The 19,519-nt window shown below is 45.4% G+C and carries 19 protein-coding genes and 1 pseudogene; 4 read left to right on the top strand and 16 right to left on the bottom strand.

Translation table 11 applies throughout. The features are described from left to right. The first annotated feature begins 44 nt into the window (after positions 1-44). Both BC351_RS38080 and BC351_RS38075 read left to right on the top strand, forming a co-directional pair. Entirely contained in the window at positions 45-368 is a 324-nt protein-coding gene (locus BC351_RS38080) for an iron-sulfur cluster biosynthesis family protein (protein ID WP_079420896.1), read from the top strand. A 48-nt stretch (positions 369-416) separates the two neighbouring features. Continuing rightward, on the top strand, positions 417-998 hold the full coding sequence (locus BC351_RS38075; RefSeq protein ID WP_079420895.1) for a beta-class carbonic anhydrase: 582 nt from the start codon (positions 417-419) through the stop codon (positions 996-998). A 364-nt stretch (positions 999-1,362) separates the two neighbouring features. Here BC351_RS38075 and BC351_RS38070 read toward each other — a convergent pair whose 3' ends face one another. From BC351_RS38070 to BC351_RS38035, 8 genes are all read right to left on the bottom strand, one after another. Further along, the gene (locus tag BC351_RS38070) at positions 1,363-3,516 is read right to left on the bottom strand and encodes a hypothetical protein (protein ID WP_079420894.1); all 2,154 of its coding nucleotides are present in this window, start codon (positions 3,514-3,516) and stop codon (positions 1,363-1,365) included. A gap of 62 nt (positions 3,517-3,578) precedes the next feature. Continuing rightward, a complete protein-coding gene (locus BC351_RS38065; RefSeq protein ID WP_079420893.1) occupies positions 3,579-4,757 on the bottom strand; it encodes an ABC transporter permease in 1,179 nt (392 codons plus the stop codon). Beyond that, a complete protein-coding gene (locus tag BC351_RS38060; RefSeq protein ID WP_079420892.1) occupies positions 4,754-5,470 on the bottom strand; it encodes an ABC transporter ATP-binding protein in 717 nt (238 codons plus the stop codon). Before BC351_RS38060 ends, BC351_RS38065 begins: the two co-directional genes overlap by 4 nt. A gap of 27 nt (positions 5,471-5,497) precedes the next feature. Continuing rightward, on the bottom strand, positions 5,498-7,234 hold the full coding sequence (locus BC351_RS38055) for an efflux RND transporter periplasmic adaptor subunit (protein WP_079420891.1): 1,737 nt from the start codon (positions 7,232-7,234) through the stop codon (positions 5,498-5,500). 90 nt (positions 7,235-7,324) lie between these two features. Continuing rightward, on the bottom strand, positions 7,325-7,936 hold the full coding sequence (locus BC351_RS38050) for a hypothetical protein (protein ID WP_144028660.1): 612 nt from the start codon (positions 7,934-7,936) through the stop codon (positions 7,325-7,327). 72 nt (positions 7,937-8,008) lie between these two features. Beyond that, positions 8,009-9,496, bottom strand: a complete 1,488-nt coding sequence (locus BC351_RS38045; protein ID WP_079420889.1) for a sensor histidine kinase — start codon at positions 9,494-9,496, stop codon at positions 8,009-8,011. Further along, complete coding sequence (locus tag BC351_RS38040) at positions 9,489-10,217, bottom strand: response regulator transcription factor (protein ID WP_079420888.1); 729 nt, start codon at positions 10,215-10,217, stop codon at positions 9,489-9,491. Before BC351_RS38040 ends, BC351_RS38045 begins: the two co-directional genes overlap by 8 nt. Next, positions 10,214-10,747, bottom strand: a complete 534-nt coding sequence (locus BC351_RS38035) for a DUF309 domain-containing protein (RefSeq protein ID WP_079420887.1) — start codon at positions 10,745-10,747, stop codon at positions 10,214-10,216. Before BC351_RS38035 ends, BC351_RS38040 begins: the two co-directional genes overlap by 4 nt. Before the next feature lie 182 nt (positions 10,748-10,929). Between BC351_RS38035 and BC351_RS38030 the strand changes: the two genes are divergently transcribed. Further along, entirely contained in the window at positions 10,930-12,843 is a 1,914-nt protein-coding gene (locus BC351_RS38030) for a glycosyl hydrolase family 18 protein (protein ID WP_079420886.1), read from the top strand. 81 nt (positions 12,844-12,924) lie between these two features. Here the strand turns inward: BC351_RS38030 and BC351_RS38025 are convergent, their stop codons facing one another. Then, positions 12,925-13,143, bottom strand: a complete 219-nt coding sequence (locus tag BC351_RS38025; RefSeq protein WP_079420885.1) for a double zinc ribbon domain-containing protein — start codon at positions 13,141-13,143, stop codon at positions 12,925-12,927. Between the two features lie 158 nt (positions 13,144-13,301). Here BC351_RS38025 and BC351_RS38020 point away from each other — a divergent pair, with 158 nt between their 5' ends. Further along, the gene (locus tag BC351_RS38020; RefSeq protein WP_079420884.1) at positions 13,302-13,460 is read left to right on the top strand and encodes a DUF1540 domain-containing protein; all 159 of its coding nucleotides are present in this window, start codon (positions 13,302-13,304) and stop codon (positions 13,458-13,460) included. Positions 13,461-13,581: 121 nt separating this feature from the next. Here the strand turns inward: BC351_RS38020 and BC351_RS38015 are convergent, their stop codons facing one another. The 7 genes and pseudogenes from BC351_RS38015 to BC351_RS37985 form a co-directional block, all read right to left on the bottom strand. Beyond that, entirely contained in the window at positions 13,582-15,654 is a 2,073-nt protein-coding gene (locus tag BC351_RS38015; RefSeq protein WP_079420883.1) for a thioredoxin domain-containing protein, read from the bottom strand. A gap of 206 nt (positions 15,655-15,860) precedes the next feature. Then, the gene (locus tag BC351_RS38010; RefSeq protein ID WP_079420882.1) at positions 15,861-16,838 is read right to left on the bottom strand and encodes an alpha/beta hydrolase; all 978 of its coding nucleotides are present in this window, start codon (positions 16,836-16,838) and stop codon (positions 15,861-15,863) included. Continuing rightward, a complete protein-coding gene (locus tag BC351_RS38005) occupies positions 16,835-17,464 on the bottom strand; it encodes a TetR/AcrR family transcriptional regulator (protein WP_079420881.1) in 630 nt (209 codons plus the stop codon). The genes BC351_RS38010 and BC351_RS38005 overlap by 4 nt, the downstream gene beginning before the upstream one ends. Before the next feature lie 252 nt (positions 17,465-17,716). Beyond that, positions 17,717-17,833 (bottom strand): annotated as a pseudogene (locus BC351_RS38000) (DUF255 domain-containing protein); the annotation flags it as partial. Positions 17,834-18,093: 260 nt separating this feature from the next. Further along, positions 18,094-18,789, bottom strand: a complete 696-nt coding sequence (locus BC351_RS37995; RefSeq protein ID WP_079420880.1) for a metallophosphoesterase family protein — start codon at positions 18,787-18,789, stop codon at positions 18,094-18,096. A 2-nt stretch (positions 18,790-18,791) separates the two neighbouring features. Then, positions 18,792-19,067 (bottom strand): hypothetical protein, encoded by a 276-nt coding sequence (locus BC351_RS37990; protein ID WP_079420879.1) that lies wholly within the window; start codon positions 19,065-19,067, stop codon positions 18,792-18,794. Between the two features lie 185 nt (positions 19,068-19,252). After that, positions 19,253-19,519 (bottom strand): hypothetical protein, encoded by a 267-nt coding sequence (locus BC351_RS37985; RefSeq protein ID WP_079420878.1) that lies wholly within the window; start codon positions 19,517-19,519, stop codon positions 19,253-19,255.

The following is a 19,519-nucleotide window of genomic DNA, read 5'->3' as shown; positions in this document are numbered from 1 at the left end:
ACTTTGGCGCAAAGCACGCAAATTATTGAAGGAGCTGACGCAGCATGAATATCACTTTTACAGAAACAGCGATAGATCGAATAACGCCTTTATTAGCCGGAGATGACGCGGTATTGAATCTCGTTTTTGACACAGAAGATTGTGGCTGCTCGGTGAATGGCGTACCCACCCTTTGGATCGTCTCCAAAGCCAATGAAGAGAAACTTGTTGCTGAGACGAATCGGTTTACACTGACCTATAAAGCCAAGGATGAGATCTTTTTCGAAGAGAATATGACAATTGACTTCCACGAGAAGAACAAATCCTATATACTGAAGAGTAATAATCAGATTTACAATGCTAGTATGAGCTTAATTAACAAAAGATAAAGCTGCATCAACAAAGACAGCAGCAACAACTTACTTGGAGGGAAAGCCATGTCTTTGATGAATGAAATTCTGCATTACAATGAGGAATTTGTCGAGACCAAGCAGTACAAGGAGTTCTTGACGACGAAGTTTCCCGACAAACGTATGGTCGTTCTCACCTGCATGGATACTCGGTTGGTAGAGCTGCTGCCCAAAGCTATGAACCTCCATAATGGAGATGCCAAAATTATCAAAAATGCCGGCGCCATCGTCTCCCATCCATTTGGCAGCATAATGCGCAGCATTGTTGTCGCCGTGTATGAGCTGGATGCGGACGAGGTGTTCGTCATTGGTCACCATGATTGCGGGATGACAGGGCTAAACTCGGATCACGTCATCGCCAACGCCAAAAAACGCGGAGTTTCCGACGATGTCATCGCAACCTTGGGCCACTCCGGCATCAACTTATCTCGTTGGCTGACGGGCTTTGAGCATGTCAGAGAAGGTATCGAGAAAAGCGTGAATATTATTCGGAATCACCCACTGCTTCCCAAAAATTTGCCAGTTCACGGGTTGATCATTGATCCCGTAACAGGTCGGCTTGATTTGGTCGCAGACGGCTATCAACAACCGGAAGACGTACATAGCTAAAACGAAAGAGCTGTTGCCTAGAGGAAGTCATAGGCTGCAGCTCTTTCTCGCTCTTTAAGGGTGCTTGAACTGCCGCAAGTAAGAAAGCAAGAAAGAAAGCATGTTCCTTGGTTCGCGGAGTTCGAAACCTGCAAAAGTGCAGGCTTTTTCAACAAAACCGAATGAAAAATAGAAAAGCCTGCGATTATGCAGGCTTTTCCATCTTTTTCATCCTGAAGTCAGAAATACGCCGCCAAAACCTGCATAATTGCAGGAATTTATGGATTTACGGCTAAACCAAGCGCAAAAGGATGCACAATCGCAGGCTTTTTCAAATGTAAAACTGCACTTCACACTCACGGATGTCCATACCTTGGATAGGCTGCTACATGTCTAATGATTTGATCAGACGTTTGGCATCCCCATTCGGAGTTGCTATTACCTCGTACATATTAATCGTGACATTCGTATTCAATTGTTCGGATTTAATCGAACCGAAATCAATAAATTGGACGCCAGACATAATTTTTTGCTGACCCGTGAAGGTCATCGCTTTGGAGCTGAGCAGACGTCCTTCTGAATCGACCACTTCAAACAATAAGGAAGAGAAATTAGCATCCGTAATCACCTGCTCTTGGCGATTGACATCCAGGTCAACCCGCAAACGGTAGGCATAAGAGGCATCTTTACTATACGTTGCACTCACCGAGTAGTCCTTGAGGTTAATCGTGAATGGATACAAGGACATCGGACCTGTCGTTGGTATTGACTGAACAGCCGTCTTGTAAGAACCTACTGCCAAACGATTAGCATCGTATAAGTTAAGCGCAAGTTTATCAGCCTTTTCCGTGCCTGGAAGCAGGTACGAATAGCTGACTACGTAACTGGTGTTCGGAGCGATGTTCTTCGAAGTCATTGTTTGACGTACTCCGGAATACGTGTAGCCCTCTACATTGGTTAGATCGGATTGGAAATCTGGGATCGTTAAAGTATCTGTCCCTTTATTCGTTAATTTGTACTTCGCTACAATCGTTTTGAAGCCGAAATCAGCATTCTCACTCATGCCCATCTCTACCAGCGAGACATCGATATTAGAATCAATCAGATTACTTGCCGTGAACTTGAACGGAGTCCCCAGTGTATAATCTTCTGCAGCTGAATATGAGGAAACTTCCCCTCCGCTGCCCGCTCCTGCTAGTGTCGTAACCGAAACAGGCAAAGTTGCCGCTTGCTTATTGGTGCTTGCCTCCGTGTTTCCTGTACTGGTTCCAGTACTGCTTCCTGTACCGCTTCCACTGCTGTTTCCAGGCTGCGCTGCTCCTCCGGCGGCTTCCTGCTTCTCAAGAACAACCAACTGCAGCGCATCGGTAGTTAAGCCTGCCGGCAAAATGCCTGTGAAACGGAAAGTTGTTGCTTCATTCGGAGCTAAATACGTTGTACGCACGGAGTTGTCATTCGCTAACACCGCAACGCTGCCGCGAAGTGCCTGGAACTCGGCTGACAGGTTGGGGATGGCTACTACCCCTTCGCTTTTATTCGTTAACGTCACGTTCCCTTGCAGATGCAAGCCGTCGGATTGCTTGCTTGCTGCCGCCCAGGAGGTCGATATCGTTAGTCCTTTTTCATCCGTGTTGGGATATTCGGCGTTGGTGCCGATTTTGCCGATAACGAATGACTTCGCCGTATTCAGAGAGCCTAATACGGTTGTTTTCACTTTGCCTTTGGGCGAGAAAAGCAAGGTTAAGCTGCTTGTGTCAAGCGAAGCCGGAACCGCCGTTTGCAAGGTTGCTTTGATCGGCTGCTGCGGAAGCAAGGATTGCCCTGCCCCTTTGGCAAACTGGGCATTATACGTCAAGCCTTTGCTGTCCTGGTAGTTGTATTCTAGGCCGTCCGGCAGCTTGAGGGTAGCATCGCTTAAATTTTCCAGCACCAGATCGGTATAAACGATCCATGCTCCATCTTTGTATACCTTATAGCTGTTGCCCAATTGCGCGGTAACTAACGCATTGTCGCTTAGTGTCGCATCAATTTCCTGTAAATTAATGACAGCTTGCTGCTGTACCGATTGTCCGGTTTCCGTCAATACTGCATCGACAGACAACGCGCCAATATCATGCATTTTATTATAATTCCATTCAAAAATATCGACTTTCAACTGACCTGGCGCTAAATTCGCAGGAATTTCGGACGTAAACTTGAACGTCCCCGTTTCCCCTCCTTTAACACGCGCTGTTACTTTCTCCGTCAGCTTGGCTGTATAGGACACGCCGTTCGCGTCAATGACCTTGACGCCATAGTTGTTGAAATCAACTGGCGTGACGCTGTTGTTATTCAGCCCGAGCGAGAAACGAAGCGAGCTGTTATCAGCGCCTGCGGACAAAGCAACCTTGTCTAGGGTAAAGTAGACGGAATCATTCAGAAACACGCCTTCCTTCCCAGCGAAAGCCGAAGTGGCCAAAGGTAGTGTTAGGAAGCTTGCAGCTGTCAGCATAAGGGCTGAGCGGCTCAGCAAGCGTTTCATCTTTCGTTGTTGGATCACAGGGAGTCCTCCTTCAAATTTCGCATAAAATAATGCTTCTATCCTAGCTGCATTTCGTACAATTAATCTGATCTTAAAGCGTCAATCGGACGCAGTTTAGAAGCTTTGTTCGCTGGGTATAAGCCAAATATCACACCAACAAGCACAGAGAATAAGAAAGCATACAAGCTTATATCGAAAGATAAGCTAGTCGTTTGCTTCGGACTGAAATACGGCAGCGCATAGGATAATCCTATGCCTAACGCAAGTCCTATCAAACCACCCATGCCGCTAATGACGACAGCTTCAACGAGAAACTGCAGCAAAATATTTCGCCGCTTGGCGCCAATCGATTTGCGAATACCAATTTCCCTCGTTCGTTCACTGACAGTAACCAACATAATATTCATAATTCCGATTCCGCCGACCAGCAGGGAAATAAGGGCAACAGCTACTAATTGATTCGTAAGTGTATTCGTCGATTCAGTCCGTGCTTTGAGCAGCTCATCCTGGTTCGTCAAAACGAAGCCTGTATCGCTTTTAAATTTATAAGTCAGGTACTGTTTCATCGTTTCTTGGGCGGCGTAAATATCATCCTTTGTTGGGGCCTCCACATAGGTCGTCCGGATTTGCCCCAATTTAAACACACGTCGAGCTGTTTCTAGAGGGACAATAACCGAGCTATCGACGGAAGCTCCACCAATATTGGAACCCTTCTCCTTCAAAGTACCGATGACGCTAAAAACGGCTCCATCAATGTTGATTTCCTCGCCTACAGGGTCCAGCGTTCCAAAATAAGTCTTCGCTACTTCACTGCCCAAGATTGCTACATTCGAGCGAAATTCAAGATCAGTAGGAGAAAGATTGCGGCCTTTATCAATGGTTGCTTTGATAATCCCGAAGTAGCGATCATTCGTACCAATGACGTTGTATTTCTCTTGAGTACGATCATATTTAATGTTCGATCCGTTTTTGGTCATGGTTGGGGCAATGGACTTGAACTCCGGGAAATTCTCGAAATTCATTAGCTCATTGTAATCCAACTGCGTAGCACGCCCGTTCCCTGTTGCGGTTACAACAAGCAGATTCGTCCCCATATTCTCGTACTGTTTGGCGATTTGTTCCGAAGTCCCTTGCCCGATTGACACCAGTGTGACTACAGAGCTAACCCCGATAATGACACCCAGCATCGTTAGAAAAGTTCGCAACGGACTTGAAATGATTGTCCGAAGCGACATTCTGAGCAGTTCATTTACCTTCATATGCCCACCTCTTGCTGAAGGCTCTGCACCGGATTATTCCGGTAATCATCAATGATAACACCGTCTCGGAGTGCTACGACCCGCTGGGCATTATTGGCAATGTGATGATCATGTGTAATCAGCACGATCGTATTGCCTTGGGCATTTAATTGTAAAATTAATTCCAACACTTCTTCTCCGGTTCTGGAATCCAACGCTCCGGTTGGTTCATCCGCCAAGATCAGGGAAGGCGAGATCGCCAGTGCCCTCGCAATCGCTACACGCTGCTGCTGGCCTCCGGAAAGCTCGCTTGGTTTATGATGACCACGTTCTCCCATGCCAAGCATCTTTAACATATTGTGAGCACGTTCCCGCCGTTCCTTCCTGGCAATTCCGGCATAGATCATCGGGAGCTCGACATTTTCCATCGCAGATAATCGAGGCAACAAGTTAAATTGTTGAAAAATGAAACCGATTTTCTGATTGCGCAGCTCGGCAAGGGCATTATCGCTCATGTGCTCGGTTACGACGCCATCCAGTATATAGCTGCCCGATGTAGGAACATCCAGCAAGCCAATGGTATTCATTAGCGTTGATTTCCCTGATCCGCTGGGTCCGATGATCGCGACGAAATCCCCCTCGGCTACAGAAAGCGATATGCTGCGCAATATGGGCAGATCTTCCAGACCACGCTTATAGGTTTTGGTTATTTCTTTGAGTTCAATGATATTCATGCCGCAATCCCTCCTTTCCAGGCAGTATTATCTACCACCGCCGCCACCACCACCGCTGTTAATCCGCGTAGCTCCTGTATTGCCGCCACCACCGCCAGCTCCGCCTGGTCCGCCGCCTTGTTGGAATCCGGCACCGCCGCCAAATCCGCCTGCACCACCTGCGCCGCCGCTTTGCTGGAACTGTTGTCTTAACTTATTAATCTCATCTTGACTTAAATTTTGCTGTCTTTTCACAGTTGGCAGAACAACTTTGTCGCCTTCTTTAAGTCCTTCAGTAATTTCGATTTGCGTTTTGGAACGTATGCCGATCTTAACCTCATGCTCCGTCTCCAGCGTGCCATCTGCTTTCTTCAGCGTAACAACACGCTTCCCTTTGGAGGATTGAAGCGCTTCTGGCGAGATATAGATGGCATCCTTTTTATCTTGAATCAAAATTTCGCCGGTTGCAGTCATCCCATATTTCAATACATTATCCTTATTGTCAGTAGCTAGGACAACATCATAGAACGTTACGCCATTCGTTGTCGTTCCAACAGTGGAGACCTGCGTAACTTCTGCCGGGAAAATACGTCCTGGGTAAGAATCTACTTTAATCTCTGCTTTCATTCCCGTCTTAATGTTAGGAAGGTCCAACTCATCCACTTGAACAGGCAGCTGCATTTTGGCAAAGCTGGCTACTGCTCCGAGCTGCGTACCGCTCGTCACTTTACTTCCCACTTGAAAGTTGCTCAAAATATCATTTTTCTTATTCACGAAGTCTGTTGAGAAAACACCATCAAATGGCGCTAAAATTTTCAACCCGTCGACCTTGTCTTTCGCCGCATCCACTTTCAGCTTCTGACGTTCTATGGCAGACTGCTTCGTAAGAATATCATCGCCCAAGGTATCGTTCACGAAAGTACTGATGACATCGCCTTGATGAACCATATTCCCTGTTTTGAATGGCAGAGTCGACACATTGCCGGTTGTCCCAGCCAGAATCGTTGTTACTTTGAGATACTGCAAGACGCCCTTGCCTTGCGAATCCACAGAACGACCGCCGATAGCGACGGTGCCCAACACATTCGTACCTGCATCCATCGAGTTGTCATTCGGAACCGTAACGTCGATATCAATCACCTTTCCGCCCTTGCCATCGGATTTTGGATCTTTGGAAATCGTTTCGATGCTTCCAGTTTTGGTAATCATGAAACCGTCCAGCGTGATATCTACAGCATCGCCTTTATGCAGCTGCGCAGCGTCTTCCACATAAAAGGGAAGTGTCACTGTCAATGTATTTACGTCAGCAATGGTAGCAATTTTCGTTGATTTGTTAATGGATGACCCTAAGTCAAGATTCGTTGCGTATGTAAGTTTGCCGGAAACTGGTGCTTTCACGCCCATTAAACCTTGCTGCTGCTGTAAAGAACTCAAATCTTTCTCAAGCTGCTCATAGTTCAGCTCAGCATCCTGCAAATCGCTTTCCAGACTGGAGCTCGTGAGTTCAATCAGAACATCGCCGGCTTTGACCGCTTGATTCCGTTTCAAGTTAATTGATTTAATATTGGCATCCTGTGTAATTGAAATGATTTGCGTATCCTTAGGCTCGAATTGCGCCGTCCCAGATACGGACGATCGAATATTGCCTTTCCTCACATCGGTCGTCACTTCTTTGACATCCGCTGTTTTCGTTTTCTTTCCTTTCGCCAGATAAACATACGTGCCGCCAGCACATAGAATAACTGCGAGACTTATAATAAGCCATTTGCTGCGATACCATTTCATGAAGTTGCTTCCTCCTAAGATTTAATCTCGAGCCAAATCTTATCTTGATTTCACTTTGAGTTGTTTGCCTTAACCACGAATTGCGAGCGGCTAATTCTGCTTGGAAACAAGCAAATCGACCAATTGCTGTTCAATGCTCATTCCCATGGTTTTGGGATCCATCTGCTGCTTCTCCCCGTCTGCACGATCCATTTCACCAGCTTCAGCCTCTCGCTCGGCTTTTCTCCGCGCTATAAAAGCATCGATCCGCTTTTCTCGCTCCTCATCAGATAATGCCAGACCTGGATTGTCCATTCGCTTCGCGATGCGTTGCGTCAATTGCTTGATTTGCTCATCAAGGAATGCTTTCTGCTCAGCAGACAGGCTGCGAAGCACTTGCTTGCGTTCAGCATCACTCATGCTCCCTTCCTTCATGCTTTGACGAATAGAAGGCAGCATAGCGGCAGCTTGCTTAGTCGTTATAACAAGAGAAGCGTTCCGATCCATCCGAAGCAAGGTCTGAAAGAACATAACCAACTGCATCTCCGTCAGATTTTGAACATCTTCGTCGGGGTGTCCATCATGTGAGGATAGCCCAGATGCGGGAGAAGACGTCGCTACGGCTGTTAAAGAATCCACGGCAGGCACGTCCGAGTTGCAAGCGCTTAACAGAAAAGTTAGGAGTGTGAAGCCCATAACCACCTTGTGTGTGCACCTAATCATACATACACCTCCAAGACAAAAAAATCCTGTCCACAAGCAACAGGATACTGATTAAACATGAATTAAGTTTGCTTAACTTGTAAAAAAATTGTGAATAGCCGACGAAATGCGAGGAAATGCGACACGAAATTCCGTGCCTTCTCCGACTCGACTGTGAGCCTGTATGGTTCCTTGCATCCCAGTGACCAAATGTTTCACAATCGTCAAACCAAGACCAGTCCCCGTCGCCACATCCGAACGTGAGGTTCTTGCTTCATCGGCTTTATAGAACCGATCCCATATTCGATCAAGCTCGGCTTCTGTCATACCAGTCCCGGTATCCCGAATATAAAGGATAACTTCTTTCTCCTGGATTTCAAGTGCAACCGTTAGCGTTCCGCCCTCCGGCGTAAATTTTAATGAATTATAAATTAAGTTTTGCACGATTTGCGCAAAGCGATCTGGATCCAGCTGTACATGACCTGGTTCCTTGAGTGGATCAGGCAGGATCAGATGAAGAGAAATTTGCTTGAGCGCAATCGGGGCCTTCAATAGCTCAAGCGAGTCTTCCAGTGTTTCTGCCATGTTCACAGGCCTCATACGGAAGACATCAACCCCATTTTGAATCTGTGCCAGATCCAGAAGATCCGTAACAAGCCGCTGAAGGCGTTGAACCTCTTGATCGCAAATACGTAAATAATGCGAATATTTATCTTCGGGTATGACCTTATCATTCATCGCCACGATAAAGCCTCGAAGCGTCGTCAAAGGTGAACGAAGTTCATGGGAGACGTTCGTCAGAAATTCCTGCCGATTTCCTTCCCACTCTTCCAACTGCTCCACCATGAAATTGAAGCTAGCTGCAAGCTGACCAACCTCATCCTGCGAGGTAATGGGTACTCTCGTTGTGAAATCTCCATGCGCCAGCTCAAGCGCTGCTCGGTTCATTTGCTGCAGCGGACCTGCAAGCTTGCGAGAGATAATGAATAGAATGAATCCAACCGCAAGGAGGGAGAACAACAACGGCACCATTATATTGACCCTTACAGCAGAGATGGCCTCACTAATATCACCTGCGGGAAAATGTAGAACGATGACAATAGGCTGACCATTGAGCTGAGACGGTGCATGATAGGTAAACAGATTAACGTTGCGCCCATCAGGCGTAGTTAATGCAACCATCCCATACCCGGAATGACCGTGCAGCCCGTCAATGAATAACGCATCCATCTGCTTGGGAATCCCCCGTCCTTCACTGTCCGAGGAGCCATTCAAAATATTGCCCTTATCATCAACCAGCCACACCTGTCCATTAATGCTTCTTGCCAAAATACGGATCGTATATTTCAATTCACGAGTCGTAATCGTCCCATCCTGGACAGAGTTCATCAGACGCGTCACTTCGACATTGCGTTTCTCCAACAGCTCAATCTTATCTTTGTAAAATAAATCGGTGAAATAGTAATTCCAGAACAAAAAGAGACCTGCGAAGAAAAGAACACAAGTCGCAAGAAAAGATAAAAATATTTTTAAATACAGACTGTTGTACTTGCTTATTATCCAGCGTTTGGCCTTAAGCATGCTGAACCACCTCAAACGAGTACCCTATCCCCCATAAAGTCTGAATGTTCCAGCTGTCATGTTGTCCGAGTTTTTTGCGCAAGTTTTTCACATGTGCATCTACAGTTCGCGTACCACCTGAGAAATCAAAATTCCACACATACCCCAGCAAATCTTCACGTGTAAACACACGGCTTGGATGACTCGTCAAGAAATAGAGCAGTTCGATTTCCTTCGGTGTTAATTCAACCCGTTTGCCGCCGACCATGACCCGGTACTGCTCCAAATCTATGACGATATTGCCGATCTCCAGCCACTTCCGCGTGGCGCTCTGAGTGCCGGTTGGTTCAGGAGATACTTGAATCGTACGGCGCAGCACTGCTTTAATCCGGGCAATCAGCTCGTTGGGGTCAAACGGCTTAACCAAATAATCATCAACACCAAGATTGAACCCTCTCAATTTATCGATAGACTCCCCTTTTGCTGTGAGGAATATGATTGGAGTTTGATGAAGTGGGGCTTCCATTTTGCGAATTTGATCACAAAGCTCATAACCCGAAATATCAGGCAGCATAATGTCGAGCAGCACTAAATTCGGTTTCTCGGCTGCAATCGTTCGAAGCACCTCCTGACCGCGAGGCAGCAAGATCGCTTCATAATTGGAATGCTCTAAGTACAAGCGGACGACCTCCGCAATATTGGGCTCATCATCAACGACTAAAACTTTACCTTCCGAACTCACTTGGCGCCACCCTTTTCCTTGCGGATTTGCTGTTGTCTCGCTCTTTCTGATATAACCTCGGAACGGTCTCGCCGCGTATGCTTGTGGGTTAGCTCCTCATCGAGCAAACGGCTCGCCCCCTGCCACATCAATCCTTTTCTTTCACATTCTGCTGCACACCAAGCGTTCAACGCCATATCTGAAATCGGTAAATTGATATCCGCATATACGTAATCCTGATGCTCAATCTGAGTTAGTGTTTGACTGAGAATCTGCTTCAGTTTGTCAGCGTCCAGCCCCAATGAAGCGAGATGAGCGGCATCCATATTGCCTGCTGCGCTTTGCAGCATCTTCGCTGCACCGCTGCGGTTCCCTCTTCGAATATGGTACATGCCAACTGCGATTTGGATAAGAGCCACATACGTCTTACTGCGTTCATCTCCTGGATGTTCCTTCCAGAACTCCTCCATTACCTCATGACATTCAAAGTAGTCACGCTCCGCATGGAAATAAAGTAAATATGCGAGATAAGCTTCTGGATACTGCTTCATGAATCGTTCCCCTCACCTTGTTGAAATCACGGCAATGCCTCTATATTCCTCATGTTACTCGAAAGTTGTGTCAGCGTCCAATATCAGCGTGCGTAAAGTCTGAATTTCTACCATTTCCCAGCGCAACCATTCTAGCATTTGAAACGTCCAATTAAGTAGCTTACTAGAAAGAGGCGTGATGAATGAAAATTGGAAAATGGATGCTTACAAGCACCCTGATACTCGCCATGACCGTACCCACTGCGGTTCAAGCAGCAGGCACAGGCTCAGACAAAACTACGAAATACCGCGTTTATCAATACAATCATGTGCTTATGGAATTTGCTGCTTATGCGCAAGCAGAAGCCTTTGCCAAAGGTTTTACGAATAGTCATGTCGAAGAAATCGGCACACGCAAATGGCTGTGGAACAATTTCCCCCGCTATCAAGTTTATCAATTGGATGCTTCCTTGCCAGAATGGCAATTCGCCACCTTGGATGCCGCCATCGCGGAAGCCAAGAAATGGACAAACGCAAGCGTAAGAGACCTCCAATCCACAGGCTGGGTGTGGAATAATTATCCGAAGTATCAGGTCTATCAGAACGAAATCACCCTTGATTCTTGGAAATTCCAAACGCTGAATGAAGCCATCGCGGAAGCCAAGAAGTGGGGCAGCGCCCATATTATTGAGCTTAACAGCAATCAATGGGTGTGGGATAACATCGCAAGCGATGTCAAAAAGCTGCTTAGCTCAGGCGATCCCATCTATAAGGTGTATCAAGGAACCTTTTCAGCCGATAATTGGGCGTTTGCTTCCTTAGAAGATGCTGTTAAAGAAGCACTCAAATGGGGAAATTCAACAGTTGTCAATACAACGACCAAAGCTACCGTATACAGCAATCTTAAATCTTATAAAGTATTTCAAAACGATACCTTCCTGCAAGAATTTACGTCCATGGATGATGCTATCGATTATGGCAAGCAATGGGGGCATAGCGCTGTTTTTAAAGACGGGCACAAAATTTGGAATAACTATGCATCCTATCAAGTGCTGCAGAACTCCTCTCTCATCGGCGAATTCAAAACCATTCCAGAAGCACTGAATTATAGCATCCAATACAGTAATGCTTCCATTCAAACACTGGACCATAGCTTGCTTTGGGATAATTTCAAAAAGCTTCAGGTTTGGGGCTGGAATGGCCAGTCCGGCGGTGAGACCATTAAATCGCAAGTCAACAACACCATCGGACTTGATGTCGATTCTCCCAGCTATTTCGAACTGGCTGACGCGTCCGGCAACTTGAAGGATAATTCCAATGCGGATACCGTCAAATGGCTGCAAAAAAGCGGCTACACCGTGTATCCACTGGTCAGCAACCAATTCAGTTCAAGCCTAACAACACAGTTTCTTGCAGATAGCGCTGCACAGGATAAATTCATTAAGGCTTTGGTTGATCGCTCAGTCCTTCTTGGTGTTCCCGGCATTAACGTAGACTTCGAAAGTCTGGCCGGATCAGATCGCAATGCTTTTACCGCATTCATCACCAAATTAACCGCCTATGCTCATTTGCAAGGCTTGGTCATTTCCATTGATCTTCCCCGCGGAAGTGTCAAATGGAATCATCTTTCCGCTTTTGATCATGAGAAGCTCGGGAATCTCGTTGATTACGTAGTCATCATGGCTTACGATCAGTTCTACAAAGGAAGTACCTCCGCAGGTTCAGTCGCTGGTCTTCCTTGGACAGACGGCGGTATTCAAGAATTCCTGTCCTATGGCATCCCACGGGACAAAATCATTCTAGGCATCCCTTATTATGTAAGAGAATGGAAACTAGATGCTGCCGGCGCTTTACAGGGCAATCGTACCGTATTAATGAAAGACATTCCGGCGCTAATCGCGTCCAAAACCACGACGCAGACATGGGACAAAACCTTCGAACAATACCGTGTTGAGTATCAAGAAAATGGCTTCACCTATGTATTCTGGCTAGAAGATCAAGCTACTGTCAAAGCCCGTCTGGACATGGCCAAAAAATATGACATTGCCGGTGTCGCCGCATGGCGCCTAGGTTACGATTCAGCGGATCTATGGAAATCCGTGCTGCAAAACAAGTAGTTATTAACGTTAATAGTAAAAAGAATAACAAAAAGCACATACAGGGCATTAGACCTGAATGTGCTTTTTATTTTAATTTAGCTAAAATAATCCCCATTGACTAAACGTCGTCTCCGTTCCGCAATCCGAACAGAATTTGGCATCTGCTTTATTCACCTTACTGCACCCTTTATGGAGCAAAGATTTCTCTTTTGTGCATTTATTTTTTAGCGGGGCTCCGCAACGAATGCAATATTTGTCGTCTTTATCTGCCACATACTGGCACCGGAAACAAGTTTGCAGTTCATTCTTCTCAGCCATAAAATTCAACTCCTTGAAGATTAACATTCTTACTCCAAGTATATGTATCGTATAGCCTTACGGGTGAATAGGTTCCCTCATCAATAAATCATTTCCAGTCTATGTATAAAAATAGGCCTCTTTCGCCTACCCTATAACGTAGAGGAGGTGAAACAAGCATGGCTAAAGATGTTCTTTGTGAAGTGAATTCCTGCAAAAACTGGGCTACAGGCAATAAGTGCAATGCGAACTCGATTTATGTCGTGAGCCACCACGGCAGCAACCAAGCCCGCAATTCCGAGGAAACCGATTGTAAAACGTTTGAGCCTAAAGTTTAGTGGAACTGGTTTAGAGGAACTGCTAAAGAAGAAAGATTTAGTTCGTGATGAAGAGGCCGTCTTGGCCTCTTTTTCGTTCTCTATAGACATTGTAACCAATAATGATAATTATTATCACTATTTATTTAGAAAGATTTTCGAGATCCTCAAGCTCCTGTGTCGGCGCTTGGCAGGCAAAGTTCTGGCACACATAGGCTGTAGCCTGCCCCCCAAGCGGCAGCTTGTCCTGCACAAGCGGAATCAGCTTGCGCACTTCTTCGCCTGCCGGGCCCGGCGGGTGCAGAATCAGCAGCGCATTCGGCAGGTACTGCCGCCGCACCGCGCGCAGCATCTGCTGCGTCAGCGGCTTCGCCGGATCGCCGGCAATCACGATTTCGCTGGCTTCGCCATAAGCGAAATCGAGCGCGGCCAGCGTAAGCGCGTGGCCCGGCGGGTGCGCTGCTACAGCTCCGGCGAACGCTTGGAGCTGCACGTCCGCTGCCTGCGACAGCTTCGCGTCGTAGGTCAGCCTCGCCAGCCGCTGCATATTCAGCGCGGCTGCTCCGTTCCCCGACGGCGTCGCGCCGTCGTAGATCTCTTTGGGGCGGGTGAGCAGCTGCTCGGCATCGCTGCCGTAGAAGTAGAGCCCGCCCTTCTCTTCGTCCCCGAAGAGACGAAGCATCTCTGCGTTCAGCTGGACCGCTTCACGGAGATAGCGCAGCTCGAACGTGGCTTCGTACAGCTCGATCAGGCCCCACACGAGGAACGCGTAATCGTCCACGTAGCCGAGATAAGCTGCTTCGCCATCGCGATAGCGAGCGAGCAAACGCCCATCCTCGCGGCGCAGCTCGCGAAGCAGGAAGTCCGCGGCTTTGGCAGCCGCCTCCGCGTAAACAGGCTTGTCCAAGGCACATGCAGCCTTGGACAGCGCAGCAATCATCAGACCGTTCCACGAAGTCAGAATCTTATCATCCTTGCCCGGATGAACGCGCTGTTCGCGGTGCTCGAACAACTTGACGCGGGCCGCTTCCAACCGATGCTTCAGCTCCTGCAAGGGAATCTGCTTACGCTTCGCAACAGAAGCTAACGTCGTGTCAATCAGATTCGGGATATTATGCCCTTCATAATTCCCCGACTCCGTAATATCGTACAGCTCACTATAGAGATCGCCGTCCTCTACGCCCAAAACAACCTCGATTTCGTCCGGCGTCCAGACATAGAACCTGCCTTCTTCGCCTTCCGAATCCGCGTCCTCGGCGGAATAGAATCCTCCGCCTTCGTCCGTCATATCGCGCAGAACATACGTAATAATCTGCTCAGCGACCTCAGCATACTTCTCTTTTCCGGTCACTTGGTAAGCTTCTATGTACGTCATAACTAACAACGCGTTGTCGTACAGCATCTTTTCAAAATGAGGAACCAACCATCTTTCATCGACAGAATACCTCGAAAATCCGAAGCCGATGTGGTCGTACATTCCTCCACGATGCATAGCATCCAGCGTCTTTTCAACCATTTCAAGCGCTTTTTCCTTACCGGTTTTATGATAATACCTTAGTAGAAACGATAGATTATGAGCGGTCGGAAACTTGGGCGAGCTGCCGAAGCCACCATTTGCTGGATCAAATGTACTCTCATACAAACGAAATGCCTCATGGAGCGTTTCCTCCGTAACCTCGCCACCCGTGCGATGCTCGAGCAGTCGACTTGTCGTCTCTTGCATAACCTGCTCCCCCACCTCACGAATTCGCTCGGCGTCTTCCTTCCACTTCGCGGCCATCTGGGCTATGATCTCTACCAATCCAGACCGGTTATATTTCCGACTACGCGGGAAATAAGTTCCTGCAAAGAATGGCTTCTTCTCTGGTGTCAGGAACACCGTCAGCGGCCAGCCGCCTTGACCAGTCATCGCCTGGCATACAGCCATGTAGATGTGATCGACGTCCGGCCGCTCTTCGCGGTCGACTTTGATCGAGATGAAATCCTTGTTCAGCATGTTTGCTACGGTTTGGTCTTCGAAGGATTCGTGTGCCATGACGTGGCACCAATGACATGTGCTATAACCGATAGATAGGAAAATCGGCTTGTTTTCAAGCTTGGCGATTTCAAAAGCTTCTTCCGACCAAGGGAACCAGTCTACTGGGTTGTATTGATGTTGAAGCAAATACGGTGACTTTTCATTGGCTAGTCTATTGGATTGATGTGAAGTTGTCATGGGGCATCACCTCTTTATATTCTGGATTATTTTGCTAATGGATCAAGTTTAGCATAACCTTCAAGCAAAAGAAAAAACCTCTGCAATAAGGGTTGAGATGTTAAGAATGGGCCAAGGAATAAATAATATAGTTCAAAAATACAAAAAGTGACAGCAGAAAAGCCGGTTTTTCCCTACTATAAGGAACACCGGCTTTCATGTCGTTTCTACTCTTTTCCTATATACTTATCCATAAAGCGATCTACTCTTTGGAAATATTCAGTGGGGTAATGATTGATGGCATCGATATGCTCCGTATTATTCGGGTACCATGCTTCTGAATATGGGTCATCTTTTAATGACTCAAAAATTGCTTCTGTATTTTTATAACTAATTTGCTGATCTCCAGTCCCATGAATCAGCATAACTGGCTTGTCTTTCATCCTCTTTACTGCATCCATAGGAGATACGGAATCAAGATCAACCTTAATGACCCATTTACCCACCCATATCGATGTATAACTAAATGGAAACGCAGGTAAACCTGAAAAGAAAGGCAAACCCTCTCTCAGAAATAGACCAGCATTACGAAAAGGACTATCCGCAATTACGGCTTTGATGTCATCACTTTCACTTGCGGCTAGCAAAGAAGTAGCAGCACCCATTGAAAAGCCGATAACTCCAATGTTATCACCCGTATGGTCTCTGGATTTTAAATAGCTTACTGCTCCTAGTAAATCGTATTTTTCATTGAGGCCCAGTGTAATCAAATCACCATCGGATTTACCTTGCGAGCTGAGGTCAAATGACAATACATTGTAGCCTTTCGGAACGAAATGCTCTACTAACTTTGGGGTCCGCCCTTTGACTAAACGATTGCTCGTATATCCATGGACGACAATAATCGTCTTATTACTTGCTTTACCAGAAAGACCACTTGCAGGAAAGAAGGAACCTCTAATCGTATTATCATTTTTCAAACTCTTGAACTCGACCTCTTCGTAGGGAGTTTTATCGATATTCAATTCGTAGCTGACATTAGTGTCTCTAGGATGGTGCAACAAGGTGTCTATTACTTTATAAGATATAAAAAATACAAGAGCCATCACAAGCAAAAGTACGATCCCTAGGCTCAATAAGATCTTCCGCCATTTTTTCAAACGAATGTTAGATGTCAGATTTGGTTGTAATGATGTTTGACTCATTTAAATTCCTCCTGTTTTTCTTCATGTTGTATGGGTGCGAACAAATATAAGGCATGCCCCTTCAAGCTTTCCCACTCGGGGTGATGAATAATACTTTCTCCTAGAGTTAAACCTACTCCGTTTAAGAAAGAGATGTAGGCACGAGAGATCATTGCCGGAGAAAAGTTTTTATTGAATTCTCCCATTAACTGTCCCTTGGCATAGACGCATTCGATAGTATCTGTCATTACTTTTGTACTTTCAAGGACCATCTGTGTAAGTTCAGGAAATCTTATCCGTTGTCCTAAGACATATTGAACAAGCCGTAATTCATTTGTATAGCAATAGATATGATTGAATTGTTCTTCTACCATGTTCTTAATTAGTACGCCCGGCGTTCCCTCTTCTTTTAGACAAGCAAGCGATTTCACCTGAATATCAGCAAGCGGCTCAAGGACAGCGGCGTTGAATAAAGCTTCTTTGTTAGGGAAATATTGAAATATGGTTCCAGGAGACACTCCCACACTCTGCGCAATGAGAGCCGTTGTGGTATTAGAATATCCACTTTCCGCGAACAGGACAACAGCTTCTTGTAGGATACGACTTCGCCGCTTCAGTCTTTTTTCTTCATTGATTGGTCTTGCCAAATGTATTCCCCTCCCTTTAAACAGAATTTTTTAATTAATTAAATGGTCAATCAATTAATTAATAATATATCTCTAATTACTAATAATAGCAAGAGTGAATTCATCTAACTCCTAAGTAGGATGAAACTTCACAAATAAAAACAAGCCGGAGCGCTGCCCAATATGCGCTCCGGCTTGTTTTTTATATGTAGTTTCAGCTTCATACTACTATCTGGAAATAATTAATATTTGATTCACGCGAACATCCCATCAGTGGCATGTCGAATAGCCTATGCTGAGGAAGATAGGCTTTTTTTCTCGTATCGCTTGTTCAAATGCTTTCTCACTCCAAGGGAACCAATCAACCGGATTATAAGCATGTTGCAACAAATACGGCGACTAGTTTAGGGATCAGTAAAGCGCCAACCATAGCCGTATCCTTAAAAGTTGGCAACACCTGTCAGCTCCCCTATAGAACTGGTAGTTATTGGAGATATTGATGAGAAAGCAACTGTAACTATCTCAAGCAAGGGCTTGTATATGCCTATAATGCACAAATCAAAGGATTCATTAGAAGCTATGATTAAATGAATGATTACCATATTAGTCATCAACCTTCTATAGGGTTGGTGCTTCTTGTTGGTGCTTCTTCATTTAACTTTTAAAACATCTATATAAAGTAATCTCTGATCATTTGGAAACTCAATATCCTCATGAAAATGACCAAAAAACCATTGTTTGTACTTTAACTTCACTTCTAGATTATAAAAATACGAATGCATCTGATCCAATTCATATTGAAAGCCAAGTCTTGTAGCAATGTGCACCATTGTGCTGCTTGAACACGTATGAGTTATTACATAATCTACTGTCCAATCATGCTTATCTAAATTACTCAAGCCTTCCTCATACTCGTTATACGATGGCATTTCACGTCTCCACCACGATATGCCTTCTTTACGATGTTGTTTATCATGTGAGTCGGCCCCACCAAATGTGAAAAACTTCAAACCTTCTATTTCAAATACTTGGCCGCGCATAAGATGAATCACGCTATCATTGATTCTATGCACTTTTCCACCGTTCCAAACCTCAACTGGATAAGCGTCCAGCATGTCATGATTCTCATGATTTCCGTCGATGAACAGCGTTGTGAATGGCTTCTCTTTATGAAGCCATTTAAGCCAATACTGATCCTCTTTATCACCATTCCAAATTAAGCCGAAGTCACCTGAGATGATCACGAAGTCATCTTTAGTCATTTTCTTTTGTTCGGGGAAATTTTTAGTGTTGAGCCTTCGACCAATACTGATGCTGCCGTGTACATCACCTGTTATGTAGATCATGGCTATTCCTCCCCGTTCAAACCGTTAACCATTTCATTAAAGATTTTTTTGTAATGATATAAATCATACTGAACCTCAAGTGAATCAATTACACACCAAAAATTTTCTTCATTGAAGTCTTTAAACTCGGTAGCAACACTCTCAGCAAGATTATGGAAGGCATGAGCAATACGCATATTCCTATTAAATGTTTCCTCGCTTAACTCCCCTGAATTCTTTATATCAAGAAAAGCCTGATATATTAATATGTTATATGCCTTTTTCCTTAAAATATTCATTTGCACACTCCATAAAATTCCCGTTTATTTCTCTTACCTTCCCAATATTCTCTACAATTTTTCTTAAATCATTTAACTCGACAATGCTTTCTTTTTGATCTAATATATCTATTTCCTCTGCAGAAATGTGTAAGCATCCAACAGACTCACCATGATTGACTTCGCAAAAAACTCTAAAACCTCAATTATTCACTCTCGTTCTCCCTATCCGCTAAAGTCCTTACTTCTAAAGGTTTGGAAGGACGGTTACCACAGAAATAACATGTTAAATCACCGCATGCAGCTTTTAACCACGTATTACAGTAAGCACAAAATTCATGATCATACCTATCGTAGTAAATGATTGCATTTTCACATTTCTCGCACTTTTTATTCCCGACAATTACTCCACCAATTTGAAAATAGTTATCCACTATTATTTTACGTTCCTTTTTGTTGACTTTTATTTTCAT

Origin of the sequence: Paenibacillus ferrarius (assembly GCF_002027705.1) — a bacterium.
GTDB lineage: Bacteria > Bacillota > Bacilli > Paenibacillales > NBRC-103111 > Paenibacillus_E > Paenibacillus_E ferrarius.
The sequence above is the reverse complement of the archived record's forward strand: the minus strand, read 5'-3'. Positions and strand labels throughout refer to the sequence as shown.